9 protein-coding genes and 1 rRNA gene are annotated in these 14,391 nt (G+C 58.7%); 2 read left to right on the forward strand and 8 right to left on the reverse strand.

Features of this window, described 5'->3' with window-relative positions:
* Positions 1–186 precede the first annotated feature (186 nt).
* Positions 187–302 (forward strand): 5S ribosomal RNA (gene rrf, locus QMX93_RS06265).
* A 72-nt stretch (positions 303–374) separates the two neighbouring features.
* Here the strand turns inward: rrf and QMX93_RS06270 are convergent.
* From QMX93_RS06270 to QMX93_RS06285, 4 genes are all read right to left on the reverse strand, one after another.
* A complete protein-coding gene (locus tag QMX93_RS06270) occupies positions 375–1,553 on the reverse strand; it encodes a PepSY domain-containing protein (RefSeq protein WP_282353695.1) in 1,179 nt (392 codons plus the stop codon).
* A gap of 78 nt (positions 1,554–1,631) precedes the next feature.
* Positions 1,632–4,136, reverse strand: coding sequence for a TonB-dependent siderophore receptor (locus tag QMX93_RS06275; RefSeq protein ID WP_282353699.1), 2,505 nt, complete (start codon positions 4,134–4,136; stop codon positions 1,632–1,634).
* Positions 4,137–4,224: 88 nt separating this feature from the next.
* The gene (locus tag QMX93_RS06280) at positions 4,225–5,226 is read right to left on the reverse strand and encodes a FecR family protein (protein WP_212551635.1); all 1,002 of its coding nucleotides are present in this window, start codon (positions 5,224–5,226) and stop codon (positions 4,225–4,227) included.
* The gene (locus QMX93_RS06285) at positions 5,226–5,726 is read right to left on the reverse strand and encodes a sigma-70 family RNA polymerase sigma factor (protein WP_026000801.1); all 501 of its coding nucleotides are present in this window, start codon (positions 5,724–5,726) and stop codon (positions 5,226–5,228) included. Before QMX93_RS06285 ends, QMX93_RS06280 begins: the two co-directional genes overlap by 1 nt.
* A 360-nt stretch (positions 5,727–6,086) precedes the next feature.
* Between QMX93_RS06285 and QMX93_RS06290 the strand changes: the two genes are divergently transcribed.
* Positions 6,087–7,967, forward strand: a complete 1,881-nt coding sequence (locus QMX93_RS06290; protein WP_159814713.1) for a methyl-accepting chemotaxis protein — start codon at positions 6,087–6,089, stop codon at positions 7,965–7,967.
* A 142-nt stretch (positions 7,968–8,109) separates the two neighbouring features.
* Here the strand turns inward: QMX93_RS06290 and QMX93_RS06295 are convergent, their stop codons facing one another.
* From QMX93_RS06295 to QMX93_RS06310, 4 genes are read right to left on the reverse strand one after another with little or no spacing between them, the layout of a single operon-like run.
* Complete coding sequence (locus tag QMX93_RS06295) at positions 8,110–8,577, reverse strand: SRPBCC family protein (protein WP_282353727.1); 468 nt, start codon at positions 8,575–8,577, stop codon at positions 8,110–8,112.
* A 22-nt stretch (positions 8,578–8,599) separates the two neighbouring features.
* On the reverse strand, positions 8,600–11,992 hold the full coding sequence (locus QMX93_RS06300) for an amino acid adenylation domain-containing protein (RefSeq protein WP_282353730.1): 3,393 nt from the start codon (positions 11,990–11,992) through the stop codon (positions 8,600–8,602).
* A 10-nt stretch (positions 11,993–12,002) separates the two neighbouring features.
* Positions 12,003–12,932, reverse strand: coding sequence for a diiron oxygenase (locus tag QMX93_RS06305; protein WP_282353733.1), 930 nt, complete (start codon positions 12,930–12,932; stop codon positions 12,003–12,005).
* Positions 12,929–13,705, reverse strand: a complete 777-nt coding sequence (locus QMX93_RS06310; RefSeq protein WP_282353736.1) for a DUF3050 domain-containing protein — start codon at positions 13,703–13,705, stop codon at positions 12,929–12,931. The genes QMX93_RS06305 and QMX93_RS06310 overlap by 4 nt, the downstream gene beginning before the upstream one ends.
* Between the last annotated feature and the right edge of the window lie 686 nt (positions 13,706–14,391).

A 14,391-nucleotide genomic window follows, 5' to 3' on the forward strand; every position in this document is an offset into this window, starting at 1 on the left:
CATCCCGAACTCAGCAGTGAAACGATGCATCGCCGATGGTAGTGTGGGGTTTCCCCATGTGAGAGTAGGTCATCGTCAAGATTAAATTCCGAAACCCCAATTGCGAAAGCAGTTGGGGTTTTGTTTTAGTAGAAGTATCTGTTTTTGCTGGCTTGTTACCGTGTTGACGGGCCAGATAAAGAATTTCTTGACGACCATAGAGCGTTGGAACCACCTGATCCCATCCCGAACTCAGTAGTGAAACGATGCATCGCCGATGGTAGTGTGGGGTTTCCCCATGTGAGAGTAGGTCATCGTCAAGATTAAATTCCGAAACCCCTGTCTGCTAACGCAGACAGGGGTTTTGTCATTTCAGGGTCTGCACAATCCAATGATCAAACCGCTTTACGTGCCTTGCTGATACGTCGAGCCTGCCATTTGCGCCACCAGATGTAGACGCCAGTCCCTGACAACCCCGCAATCAAAACACCTAACACCGCGATCATTACTTGCCCCGTCACACCAATGATCCGTCCACCGTGTATCGGTAACTGCAAACGGTAGAATTGTTCCCCTAACGTCCCCTGTCCCGCGATCTCCTGACCTAACAATCGCCCATCGGTACCGTGAAAGAACAGCCAGGATTTGCCATGTGCTTCAGTGTCATGCTGCCCGAATCCTGCGCCGTAGAAGTTGTACTCAAAGCTGTAATACAACTCCCCGATTGCTGCTGTCAGCCCTAACCTTTTCCCCTCTTCCAATGCCCTCTCGTACGCCTGTTGATAACTCAATCGAGTCACCCCCAACTCTGAGGAAGGCATTCGTCCTCGCGCCTCGTAGACGCTCGGCTCAATCGGTGAAAACAGCGACACCGCAGGCTTGAACACCTGACTCGGCAAGTTCATGGCCACGCTACTCACCGCGATCGGCAGCAACAACAGCCACAGCCATAATCCACCCGCGCGATGCAGATCGAAGTTAAGCCTATAGGCATGCCCGCCCTTGACCTTCCAGGCCGTCGACCACTTCTTCCAGAACGGCTTGCCACGCGGCAACGTCAGCCACAGCGCCACAAAACAATCGATCACCCACGCGATTGCCACCAGGCCCATCAACCACAGTCCCCAGTTGCCTGGCAGCGTCAGGTTGTAATGGAATTCGAGAATGAACGGGACGAAATTCTCCCGCTGAAAACAGCACTCTCCCCAGTAGCGCTGACCCGTTTGCTGAGCATTTACCGGATCGAGATAGAACACTTGATTGCGCTCATCGAACGGCTTGCCCGTCGCCGGATCGTTACGTGGCACCGCCGCCAATAGCGCGGTATGCCCGGCCTCATGCGGATACTCCATGTACCAGACCTGCAGCTTCGGATGCGCAGACTGCACCGCATCAACCAGCTCGCCCGGCGGCAATCGCGAACCCTCGGCAGACGCCGAATAAAACTGCGGGTTCAACCACTCATCCAGCTCATGGTTGAACGCCAGAATGCTTCCGGTAATCCCGGCCAGCAGCAGGAACACTGCCGTGGCCAAACCGATATAGCGATGCAACAAAACCAGAAACGCACGCATGAAAATTTTCCTCACTGAAACGACAAAGCCAGCCCCTGAATTTCAGGGGCTGGCTTTTTTATGCACGAGACAAATGACTTAGAACTGGTAGCTGACCGTCGCCGCGACGTTACGCTCTTCGCCCATGTAGCAGAAGTTCAGACTGGCGCAGGAAGCGACGTAGGACTCGTTGGTCAGATTGTTCGCGTTCAGGCGTACGTCGACGCCTTTCAAGCCAACCTTGCCCAAGTCATAACCGATCGAGGCGTCGAAGAGTGTGTAGGACGGCACCTTCAACGTATTTTCCGCATCCGCCCAGCTGTAACCGACATAACGCACGCCACCGCCAAGGCGCAGGCCATCGAGCGCTGCGCTGTCGAACTTGTAGTCAGCCCACAATGACGCCATGTGTCGCGGCGCCTGCGTTGGCGAGTTGCCTTTGTTCTCGATCACGTCGGTCGGCGTGCTCAAGGTGCTGACCATCGACTTCGAATATTCGATGTCGGTGAAGGTGTAGCTGCCGAGCACTTTCAGGTTGTCGGTCAGTTGCATGTGCGCTTCCAGCTCCAGACCTTGCGAGCGGACAGCGCCTACAGCGCGGTAGAAGTTTTCCTGCGGCAGTTTGGTCGCCAGGTTCTCCTGGTCGATGCGGAACAGCGACGCGGTGAACAGATTGTCAGTGCCCGGCGGTTGGTACTTCAAACCGACTTCCCACTGCGTGCCATCGGTAGGCGCCAACGGATTGCCGGCGCTGTCGGCATAGGAGTTCGGGTTGAACGATTCCGAGTAGCTGACGTAAGGCGCCAGACCGTTATCGAACAGGTACAACGCACCCGCGCGGCCGGTCAGTTTGGTGCGTCGGTCGTTGATCTCTGTACCTTCCGGACGCCCCGCTTCAGCGATGCGGTTCTCATCGGAAGTCTCGACCCAGTCCTGTCGCAGGCCCAGCGAGAAGCGCCATTTATCCATCTCGATCAGGTCTTGCAGGTATACGCCGGTCTGCTCCAGACGACGCAGATAGCTGGTCTCGCCGTACATATCGATCGCCGAGTTGCCGTACACCGGGTTGAACGCATTGATCGGCGCGAGTCCGCCGCTGGTCCAGTCGACCACGGTTTTTCGTCGCTGGTAATCCGCACCCATCAACACGGTGTGCTTGGTCGCGCCGGTGAAAAATTCGGCCTGAAGCATATTGTCGACGATGAACGCATGCAGGCGCTCATCACCGCCGGTGTAGTAGCGGTTCAGCTCGTTGCTGGTTGGCGTCGTCCAGCCATAGGCGTAGACCTGATCCATGTTCACTTTCGAATCGAGGTAGCGGAAGTTCTGCCGAGCGGTGAAGACATCATTGAAGCGATGTTCGAACTGATAACCGAATGACTGCTGATCACGCGAGTAACCGTCGATCCCCGGCTCACCCTCGAAGAAGTGCGGCGAGATCCGGTTGCCGTTGCGCTGATGGATCGTGCCGTCCGCCGGCACGCCGCCGTGGTAGCCGCCATCCGGATCGTGTTGCAGATACGCCTGCAAAGTCAGCGACGTATCTTCATTGAAATCGATGCTGACGGTTGGCGACAGTGCGAAGCGTTTTTCCTTGTTGTGGTCGAACTGCGTGTCGGACTGATCCGTTAACCCGATCAGACGATAGGCAATGCGCTTGTCGTCATCGACCGGGCCGCTGAAGTCAAAACCGACCCCGCGCTGACCCTGCGTACCGACGGTGGCTTGCACCTGATGATAAGCCTCGTAGAGCGGCTTTTTACTGGTCAGTGCCACCAGGCCGCCCGGTGAACTGCGGCCATACAGAACCGACGACGGCCCCTTGAGAATGTCCACGCGTTCCAGGAAATACGGGTCGACCTGCATGGTGCTGTAAGTGCCGCTGTCGCCCATCGACTTGAGGCCGTCGAGGTAGATGTTATCCACCGAGCCGTCGTTGAAACCGCGCATCGCCACGTAGTCATAACGATGGGTCGCGCCATACGGATTGGTCAGCACACCCGGGGTGTAGCGCATGGTTTGCGAGACGGTTTGCGAACCTTGGTCGTCCATTTGCTCGCGAGTGACTACCGACACGCTCTGCGAGGTTTCCAGCAATGCGGTACTGGTTTTGGTGGCGATCTGGCTGTGCGTGGCGTTGTAGCCATCCATGCTGCCCAGCGCGTTGCCGAGGGCGAAGCCTTTGATGTCGGTGGTCGGCAGGGCCAGCGCTTCGGTCTCGGCGATCGCGCGCAGGACGTAGCTGCTGCCATCCTGACTGACCGCTTCCAGACCGGATCCGCCAAGCAAATGGCTCAGCGCCTGATCGGTCGAATATTCACCCTGTACACCCGGCGATTGCCGGCCCTGAGTTTGCTGCGGCGTCATCGACAAGGTAATGCCGGCCTGACGTGCGAACTGATTCAGCGCTTCGCCCAGCGGCCCGGCAGCGATGTTGAAGCGCTGGCCGACTTCACTGTTAACGGTGTCGGCCGCCACGCTGACGCTTGGCAGCACAGCGACGCCCAACGCAGTGGAAAACAGCGCCGCCCGAACGGCGTGGCGCAACAGGCCCGATTCGCAGGTGAAATTCAGAGGGTTCTTACAGGTGGCGCGGACAGTCATTGTAGGTTTCCGTAGGAAGTCGCAAACGCTTGAATTGAAGTGCTTACTGACTAAGCCGGACTTGCCGCGAAAACCCGCCAAAATAATTTCAGACCACACGTTCCAGGGTCACCCACCAGCGTGTGCGATAGCGCAACTGCACCGGCAAGGTCTGCGGCAGGATGGCCAGCAACTTGTCGGTGTCTTCGAGGCGGAACACGCCGGACAGGCGCAAGTCGGAAACCTCTGATGCGCAATTCAGAAAACCCTGACGATAGCGGCCGACTTCCTTGAGGAAATCGCCCAGACGCATGTTGCGGGTAACGATCAAGCCGTCGACCCACGCGCCCGCATCCATATCCAGCGCCGGTGCCGGACGCACTTGATAGGGATCGATCAGATAACTCTGCCCGGCCAGCGCTTCGATAACAGTCCCGGCAGAATGAATGGCCACCTGCCCGTGGGTGACGCTCAGCCGCGTGCAATCGCTGTCCTGACGCAGGATGAACCGCGCATTCTGCGGCTCGTAGGATCCGTCACGACTTTGCACGCGCAGTGGTCGCTCGAAGTCGGCGCCTTCATCGGCGCCACCACAGGTGACGATGATTTCGCCGCGCGTCAGTTTGATCAGCCGTTGTTGCGCGGTGTAGTCCAGATCCACCGCGCTGGCGGTGTTGAGCTCGATCCGCGTTCCATCCGGTAACTGGAAGCCACGCCGCTCGCCGGTGGCCGTGGCGTAATCGGCGCTCCATTGCTGCCACGCGGCCGTGTCTTTGGCCAACCATGCGGCGGAGCCCATCAACACTGCGCCAGACAACAGCTTCAACGCCTGCCGACGATTCAGTCCCTGCGCGCTGTTCTCCAAGGTATTGAATGCCACTTGTGCGCCCGGCACCGCGCGCAGGTTGTTGCTCAACTCGGCGTGCAGCGACTGCACGCGTTGCCATGCCAATTCATGCTCATGATGCTCGGCGCGCCACTGTTCGCACTGGCGATTCAGCCGCGCATTGCCATGGTTATTACGCAGACGCAGCAGCCAGTGAATGGCTTGCTTCACTGCTTTTTGCGGAGGTTCGGCGCGGCGGCCGAGGGACAAGTTATCCACAGCCATCAGCTTTCGTACCGCAGCACGTAGCAGTGATACAGCGCATCGGCGACGTAACGTTCCACCGAGCGCAGCGACAAACCCATCTGCTCGGCGATTTGCTTGTGGGTCAAACCTTCGCACTGCGCCAGGAGAAATGCCTGACGCACTTTCGGCTTCAATCCTTCAAGCATGCGCGCGATGCTTTCGAGCAATTCGATCACCAGCGCACGGGCTTCGGCACTCGGCGTTTCGGCTTCGGGCAGATGGGCGATGGTTTCCAGGTAGGCGCGTTCGATTTCCTCGCGGCGCCAGTGGTCGATTACCAGACCACGGGCGATGGTGCGCAAAAAGGCGCGGGGCGCTTTCAGTTCTAGGCGTTCGGTGCGTTGCAGCAGACGCACGAAGGTGTCCTGCGCCAGATCCGCCGCATCCGCTGCGTTGCCCAGCCGTGCGCGCAGCCAAGCGTTGAGCCAGCCGTGATGACTACTGTAAAGCGCCTGAACGGCGAACTCGGGTGAGGACATGAACGCGGCTGCCAAAACGTCACAAATGATAATTAGTCGCATTGTTATCAAGGGTTACAGGTTTTGCAACCGCCGCTCGAACATCCGTCCTAAAAAATTTTGCTGCGCAGGCTCTAGCACGCCGTTCGGCGGGAATCCGAGGCAAAAGCCGTCCATTTCCCACGCAACCCTAAGATTTCTCCTTCACGTGCCGACAGACTGGTGAGACATGCGTGCACCAAAGTAGAGCGACCGGCAGAACGTTGCCTACCCGTCACTGGAAATCAGAGCGGCTGAACCTCAGCGCTACTGAACATCGGAGCTACATGGAATGTTGCATCTGGAACGCATCCCCACCTTCGGCATAAGAAGTCCCATGAAATGAATCTCAAGTTCAGCCATAAAATTTTGTTGGCCGCCTCGGGCGTCGTGGTCCTGGCTTTCGCGTTATTCACCCTCTACAACGATTATCTGCAGCGAAACACCATTCGCCAGAATCTCCAATCCTCCGTACAGCAGGCCGGCGATCTGACCGCCAGCAGCGTGCAGAACTGGATGAGCGGGCGGATTCTGGTGCTGGAAAACCTCGCGCAGAATGTCGCCCATCAAGGCAAAGACGCCGACTTCCCGGGGCTGGTCGATCAACCGGCCTTCACCCAGAACTTCCAGTTCACCTACGTCGGTCAGGCCAACGGTGTCTTCACCCAGCGCCCTGACGCGAAGATGCCGGACGGTTACGATCCGCGTCAGCGCCCTTGGTACAAACAAGCGGTCGCCGCCGATAAAACCATGCTCACCCCGCCGTACATGGCCGCTGTCGGTGGCCTGGTAGTGACCATCGCCATGCCGGTGAAACACAACGGCGAATTGCTCGGTGTGGTCGGCGGTGACTTGAGCCTGGAAACCCTGGTGAAGATCATCAACTCGGTGGACTTCGGTGGCCTCGGCCATGCGTTTCTGGTCAGCGCTGACGGTCAGGTGATCGTCAGCCCGGACAAAGATCAGGTGATGAAAAACCTCAAGGACATCTACCCGAACAGCAACGTGCGCATCGAAAAGGGCAACCAGAATGTGCTGCTCAACGGCGAGGAACGCATTCTGTCGTTCACCCCGGTCAGCGACCTGCCGAATGCGCAGTGGTACATCGGTCTGTCGATCGATCGCGACAAAGCCTACGCCGCACTCAGCCAATTCCGCACGTCGGCGCTGATCGCGATGTTCGTTGCCGTGGGCGCTATTGCCTTGCTGCTGAGCCTGTTGATCAACGTGTTGATGCGTCCGCTGACCACCATGGGTCGTGCGATGCAGGACATTGCGCAGGGCGAGGGTGATTTGACCCGCCGTCTGGTCGTGGAAAGCAAAGACGAATTCGGCGAACTGGGCAGCGCCTTCAACCAGTTCGTTGAACGGATTCACGCGTCGATTTCCGAAGTGTCCTCCGCGACCCGCCAAGTGCATGACTTATCGCAACGAGTGATGGCGTCGTCCAACGCCTCGATCGTCGGTTCCGACGAACAAAGTGCGCGCACCAACAGCGTCGCGGCGGCGATCAACGAATTAGGCGCCGCCACGCAGGAAATCGCGCGCAATGCCGCCGATGCTTCGCAGCACGCCAGCGGCGCGAGCGAGCAGGCCGACGATGGTCGTCAGGTGGTGGAACAAACCATTCTGGCGATGACCGAGTTGTCGCAGAAAATCAGCCTGTCGTGCACGCAGATCGAAACCCTGAATGCGAGTACCGACAACATCGGCCACATCCTCGATGTGATCAAAGGCATCTCGCAGCAGACCAACCTGTTGGCGCTGAACGCGGCGATTGAAGCGGCGCGTGCCGGTGAGGCCGGGCGTGGTTTTGCCGTGGTCGCGGATGAGGTGCGTAACCTGGCCCATCGCACCCAGGAATCGGCGGAAGAGATCCACAAAATGATCACTTCCTTGCAAGTCGGTTCGCGTGAAGCGGTGAGTACGATGAACGCCAGTCAGGCATCCAGCGAGCAAAGCGTGGAAGTGGCCAATCAGGCCGGTTTGCGCCTGGTCAGCGTGACCCAGCGCATCGGTGAAATCGACGGCATGAACCAGTCGGTGGCAGCGGCGACGGAAGAGCAGACGGCGGTGGTGGAAACCCTCAATGTCGACGTTAACCAGATCAACATGCTGAACCAGCAGAGCGTGGCCAACCTCAATGAAACGTTGAAGGATTGCGATGCGTTGTCGCAGCAGGCGAATCGGTTGAAGCAGTTGGTCGACAGTTTCAAAATCTGACCGCACGTCAGACCGAGTTATCGTTCATCGCGAGCAGGCTCACTCCTACAAATAAATCGCGTTCCTTCTGGAGAAATGCGATCAACTGTAGGAGTGAGCCTGCTCGCGATAGCGGTCTAAAACTCACCGCAAAGCTAAAGACTTAAACAAACAGCCTCAAAACATTCCCCATCGCATCATCGGCAAACCCCTGCACAAAATCCTTGAACCCCGGCAGCGCCTCTTCGCCACCGCCGGCAGGCTCGGCAATGATCGTCCATGTCGCGCGGGATTTGCCCGTGGCCAGCGCTTCTACATTCATCGCCGCCCACAGATTCGCCACGCCCAGCGTGTTGTAAATCGTCGTCCAGGTCATGCTCAGCGCCTGGTCGTCGCGGGAGTTGAGTTGCTCGACCACCACGTTGCCATCCTTGAAAAATTTCTTGCGCAGCGAGGACACGCCCTCACCGGTCATTTCGATGTGCGACAGCGCCGGAATGAAGCGGTCGAAACCGCCGAAATTGCCGACCACCGCCCAGACCTGCGCCGCGTCGACCGGCACTTCCACCGAAGACACAACGTGGCAGCCATGCGGGTTTTTGATCAGGGTGTCGGGTTGCAGTGTGCTCATGGTGTTGCTCCTTGTTGTTGGATCAGATGAAGTTGATTTCTTTCAGGTAAGCGCAGCCGCGACGCAGCAGCGCCGGGGATTTCTGTGGGTAGTGCGCGCCCATCTGCTGCACGCCGGCTTCAGCGTTGGCGTGGCCGATCAGGGAGATGTCGCCGATGTCTTCTTCAAAGCCGTTGAGGTAGAAACCGAGCACGCCGAACAGCGCGTTATCGGCGTCGACGCGGCCGAGTTGCTGCTGCCAGTCGGCGACGCTGACCAGTGAGAATTCGCTGCCGGTTTCGCGGAACGAAGCGACGTAGGCATCCCAGCTCAGCGGCTCTGGGTTATGCAGGTTGAAAACCGCGTGATCGGGCGAATAACGGCTGGCATGGAAAGCGATAAACCGCGCGAGAAAATCCACCGGCATCAGGTCGAAATTCAACGCGAAGGCCGGCACCTGGCCGAGCTGAATCGAACCTTTGAGCATCAGCATCAAACGGTTTTTGTGCGGCTGACACACGCCGCTCAGGCTGTTGAAACTGATGTTGCCGGGTCGATACAGATTGACCCGTACGCCGCGTTCCCGCGCGCGTTCGAGGATGCGTTCGCCGACCCATTTCGACAGGTTGTAGCCGTTGCGAATGTAGATCGGTGGCGTCAGTGCGGCGGGCAATTCCAGCACCTGGCCGGCGTCGTCGACGGTGCTGGACGCCGACAGCGTCGAGACAAAATTGAAGACCTTTTTGCTCTGCCCTTCGCACAGATGCAGCAGGGCGAAAATCGGCTCGACGTTGTCCGCCGCCAGTGACTCGTAGTCGAGCACGTGATTGACGTTGGCGGCGTTGTGCACCAGCGCTCCGAACTCGCGATCGAGACGCTGATAATCGTCGTCGGCCAAGCCCAATTGCGGGCGAGTGATATCTGCCGCGTAAACCCGCACCCGAGTCAGATCCAGATGCTCCAGCCGGTTTTCGCGCAGTGACTGCGCAAAGCGCTGCGCCGCCGTTTGCCCGCCGCCGTCACGCACCAGACACGCGACCTCGCTGGCGCCCCAACCGAGCAGCGCCTCGACGATGTGCACACCGACAAAACTGTTGGCGCCGGTGACGATGACCTTGTGCACATCGCCCATGCGGCTGATCGGCAGCGGCTCGATATCCAGCACACGTTCGGCGTCGGCCATTGCTTGAGCGCTGAGTACCGCGCTGTCATCGGTGCCGCGCACCAGCGTCGCGAGTTTGATGATGGTCGGCAGTTCGATGAAGCGATTGATCGAGATGCTGCGACCAAATTCCTCACGCAAACGCAGCAACATCCGCGACAACAGAATCGAATGGCCGCCGAGATTGAAAAAGCTTTCGTCGGTGGAGATGTCGCTGACGGGCAGCTCCAACAACTCGGCCCAGATCTCCAGCAACAACGCTTCATCAGCATTCGCCGGCAGACATTTCGGGCCGTTGTCCTGCACGTTCACCGGCAATTCCAGCAGTGCTTTGCGGTCGACTTTGCCATTGCTGGCGAACGGCATGCTCGGCAGTTCAGTCCACGCCACCGGTTGCATGTAGTCCGGTAAAAACTGCTGGGCGTGGGCCTTCAGTGCATCACGGGAATCGTTGGATTGTGGCTGGGCGAGGAACGCCAGAATCCGCCGCTGCGGATCAATCACCACGGCTATTTGTCGATACAGCTTGCTCTCGCGCAGGCAGCGTTCGATCTCTTCCGGCTCGACCCGGAAACCACGAATCTTCACCTGATTATCGCGGCGTCCGCACAGCTCGATGCCGTGCTCGCTCCACTTGGCCATGTCGCCGCTGCGGTAAGCGCGCAGGGTTTCGCCATCGGGCAATTGCAGGGTCAGATAACGCTCGGCAGTCTGCTGCGGATTTTTCAGATAGCCGAGGCAAACGCCGGGGCCGACGATGAACAACTCGCCGACGGTGTGCTCGGGCACCGGTTGCAGATCGTCATCGAGAATCAGCACCTGGCTATTGGCAATCGGCGCGCCGAGGCTGCGGTTGCTGTCGCCGGGTGTGAGTTGTCGCGCAGTGATCAACACCGTGGCTTCGGTCGGGCCGTAGAGGTTGTGCAGCGTGCCTTGGCGGGTCAGTTGTTCAATGACAAACGGTTCGCAGACATCGCCGCCGGTCATCACTTGCACGCCTTCCAGTTGCTCCAGCGGCAGGATGCTCAACAGCGCGGGTGGCAGGAAGGCGTGGGTCAGTTGTCGGCGACGGATCAGTGCGACCAGTTGCAGCGGATCGCGGCGTTGCGTGTCGTCCGGCACCACCAGTTCGGCGCCTGTGAGCAAGGTCGGGAAGATGTCGATCAGCGACGAATCGAAACTCAGTGAAGAGAACTGCAACACCCGACTCTCGGCGTGCAATTGCACGTAGTCGGCGTACCACGCGGTGAAGTGCGCGAGGTTGTGCTGACTGAGCAATACGCCTTTCGGATGCCCGGTGGTGCCCGAGGTGTAGAGCGCCATGCAGGGCGCATCGAGTGCGGGGCGCTGGCGCATCAACGCTTGGCTGAGATCTGCTTGGGCGCTGTCGATGCGACTGACGTCCAGCCCTGCCATGGTTGCGCTGAGCGGATGCTCGCCGTCATGCAGCAACAGCAGCGCGCCGGCGTTGTGCAGTATGTATTGCTGGCGCTGCAGCGGATGGCTCGGCTCCAGCGGCAGATACACCGCACCGCTGCCGAGAATCGCCAGAATTGAAGCGAACAGCGCCGGGCTTTTCGGCAGACAGATGCCGACCACCCACGGCTGCGGATGCTGTTCAAGAATCGGCAACAAACGCTGTTGAATTGCGCGGCTGTGGGCGTGCAATTGGCGGTAGCTGATGGAGCGTTCGCCGAGGTGCAGCGCCGGACGTTCGGCATGCTCAATCAGGCTCTGTTGCAGCCGCTCGATCAGCGGAATTTGCGCCTGTTTCAGCAGCGCCGGTTTCGCCGTGTGGTTGAGGCGATGGACGTAGGCCAGGCTGTCGAGAAACAGCAGGTTTTCCATCCGCTCGAAATCTGGCGCAGTCACCGTATGGGCTTGCTGCAGATAATCCGCATCGCGGGAGAAGCGGCTGACCAGCAACGCCACTTCGTCCACCACATGCGTGAGCACCCGCTTGCGCAATGTCTGGCCGTTGCCGGATGGCTCATCACCAATCGGCACACGGCTGATCAAAGACGAGCCGAGAAAGCACAGCAAATCGAGTGTCGGCAAACCCGCAGCGCTTTGCGCTCCAATACCTAAGCGCAGATGCAAATGCGGAATCGCGCAGAAATAACCGGCGCCGATAAAGCCATCGTCGATGATCAAATCCACCGTCGATTGTGCGGCGCCGCTGCGCGTCAATGCGTGACCGTGTTGTTCCAGTTCCTGCGCCAGGTCGGTCATGGCCTGGCTGGCGCCAATCAGCAAAATGTCGAGACGTTTCATGTCGGCCTCCTCAAACCAGGTAGTCGCGCAGGGCGAGTTGCACGCAAGGCGTGTCGAGCAGCGAGCTGCTGTGGAAGAACTTGACGATGTTGCCCACCAGCGGATGGTGGCGATTGATCGGGAAGGCCAGCCCGGCGATTTCGTCCTTGAGTGATCGCCTTGTGATCTGGCTGACCGGCAGGGCATCGATCAGGCGCAGATCAAAGGATTTCTGGATGTCGTTGGTCAGGTAGTGGCCGATGAACACCGGCAGAATCTGCGCGATGGTTTCGCGATCGGCGTCGCTCGCGGTGTGCCAATAGATGCGCACCATCCGCGCCCAGAAACTCGAGTGGCGACCCTCGTCGAGCAAGTGGTCGGCCATCAGGCCTTTGATCGACGGCTTGACCGTGTCGTCCCGGGCGAACGCGGCGACGTCGCCAGTCACGGTGTTTTCGGCGATGGCCACGCAGATCAATTCCACGGCGCTGCGCAGGTGTTCCGGGGCCAACGCGACGGCGGCGGGAATCGCTCGGCTGAGTTCGATTTCATCGGGCAACTGAATCGGTTCGATGCCGGTCATCGCCACCGTTTGCTGCATGAAATCCATCGCTACCAAGGCGTGGTAATCCTCGTCGACCACCACGGTCATCGCGTCATACCGACAGGCGAACGGAAAGGCCACGGCGAAGCGATTTTTGGCGATGCTGCGCGCGGTCTTGTCGACGATTTCCGTCTCGAAAATCACTACGTCGTTGATGAATTTGTACAAGGTCTGCACCAACGCAAAATCGCGCTGCTGCGGGCACTCACGCAGGAAGGTTTCGCTGAGCACCAGCGGTTGGCGACTGAGCGGATAGATCAGGCGCTCATCATTTTCCAGCACGCGACGGGGGCGGGTGCGGATGGTCGCGCGGCTTTCCCAGGTATCGGCGAACGATTGATAGTCGGCGGCATTCATTGCGCGACCTCCGCCAACGGTTCGCGCATGCTCAGGCGCAGGCCGTCCCACAGGGCGATGCGGCTTTCGACGGCGGCGACGGCGCTGGCGTAGACCTCGGCTTCTCGCTGCGGATCGCCATCGACCAGACGCTCGAGCAGTTGTTCTGCGGCGGGGCCGTGGTCTTCGGAGTCGACTTCGATGTGCCGTTCCAGGTAGTAACGAAAGGTCGGCGCTTGCTCGATGCCGATGCCCCAGTCGTCGAGGATGCGCTGGAACATGGTCGGGATCACGCTTTCGCGACCGTGCAGAAACGCCGCTGCAACGCTGTGCCCCGGCGCATGGAGGGCGGTGCGCAGGGTGTCGCGGACAAACTGCGCGGCGGCCGGATCGACGTCGATGCTTTGCAGCGCAACGTCGTAGCTCACGCCTTCCTGTTGCAGCGCGACGAAGCGCTCTACTGCCGTAGTACTCGCGCCGATTTCGCGCATTGCATCCAGGTACAACTCGAAATGGCTGTAGTGACCGTGGGCCAGACGGTCGTCCGACTCTTCGCCGAGGACAATTTCGTTGATCAGCCGTGCCGCGCGAGAATCACGCGGCGGTAGCCACGGCAAACGCGTGCAGGTCAGTTCCTGCTGCAGGCGTTTGGTCAGCGACATGAAATCCCACACGGCAAACACGTGGGTTTCCATAAAGCGGCGCAAGACCGATAACGAGTTGATCTCGGAAAAGATCGGGTGAATGCTAAGTTCGGCTTTCTTCAGGGCGAGTTGGTGCTTAGTGGGCATCATGATGTCCTTTATCATTGATTATGGAATGGCACTTTTGTTTCAACTGCGCAATCAGTGGGGCGAAGGCTTACATGTGACTTGTCGATGGGCGACAAAGACTTCCAGACGGAAGTTGTTGTACTGACGATTAAAGCCTGCGGCCTGCTGGAGGGCCGCTGTCGTCATGGGTGTGGCATATAGCTTGTGCCGAAGTTTGCAGCGAAGTTCAAACTCGGCGAGAGAAAAGTAATACACGGCAAAAGCATTTAACAAGTGTAATTTTAATTATTTTAAGTTGGGTGTTTTTCAAATATGAGTGCCCCCGATAAAACTTGCGGGTTAAGTTTTATTTGGGCGTAGTTACTCCTTTCAGCCAATAACGGCCAAAATTGATCGACAAGAGTGAATGCCTCACTCGAAGCAACTTTCTAATGAAAAAGATTGGTGTGGTTTGAGGGATGAAAGTTGGCCGGGAACGGCGCCATGACTTTCCTTTTCCCGTGACAAGGCTCCTTCCGTAGGTTCCTGTTGCGGGGGCTGCACCACCAGGCGATGCGCCTCCGTTCTTTATTGGGATTGGCCGTTCAAGAGTGCGGGTAAATGACCGCGACGGCTATTACCGTTTGGTTATTGCCACGGTGGCAATTTTGTTCGCACAGGCGCAGGGAGGTTAGAGCGAAGACGCCGATCCGCCACAGTGTTTGTGC

The organism is Pseudomonas sp. PS01303, from assembly GCF_029959385.1.
In the GTDB taxonomy this organism is placed as follows: domain Bacteria; phylum Pseudomonadota; class Gammaproteobacteria; order Pseudomonadales; family Pseudomonadaceae; genus Aquipseudomonas; species Aquipseudomonas rustica.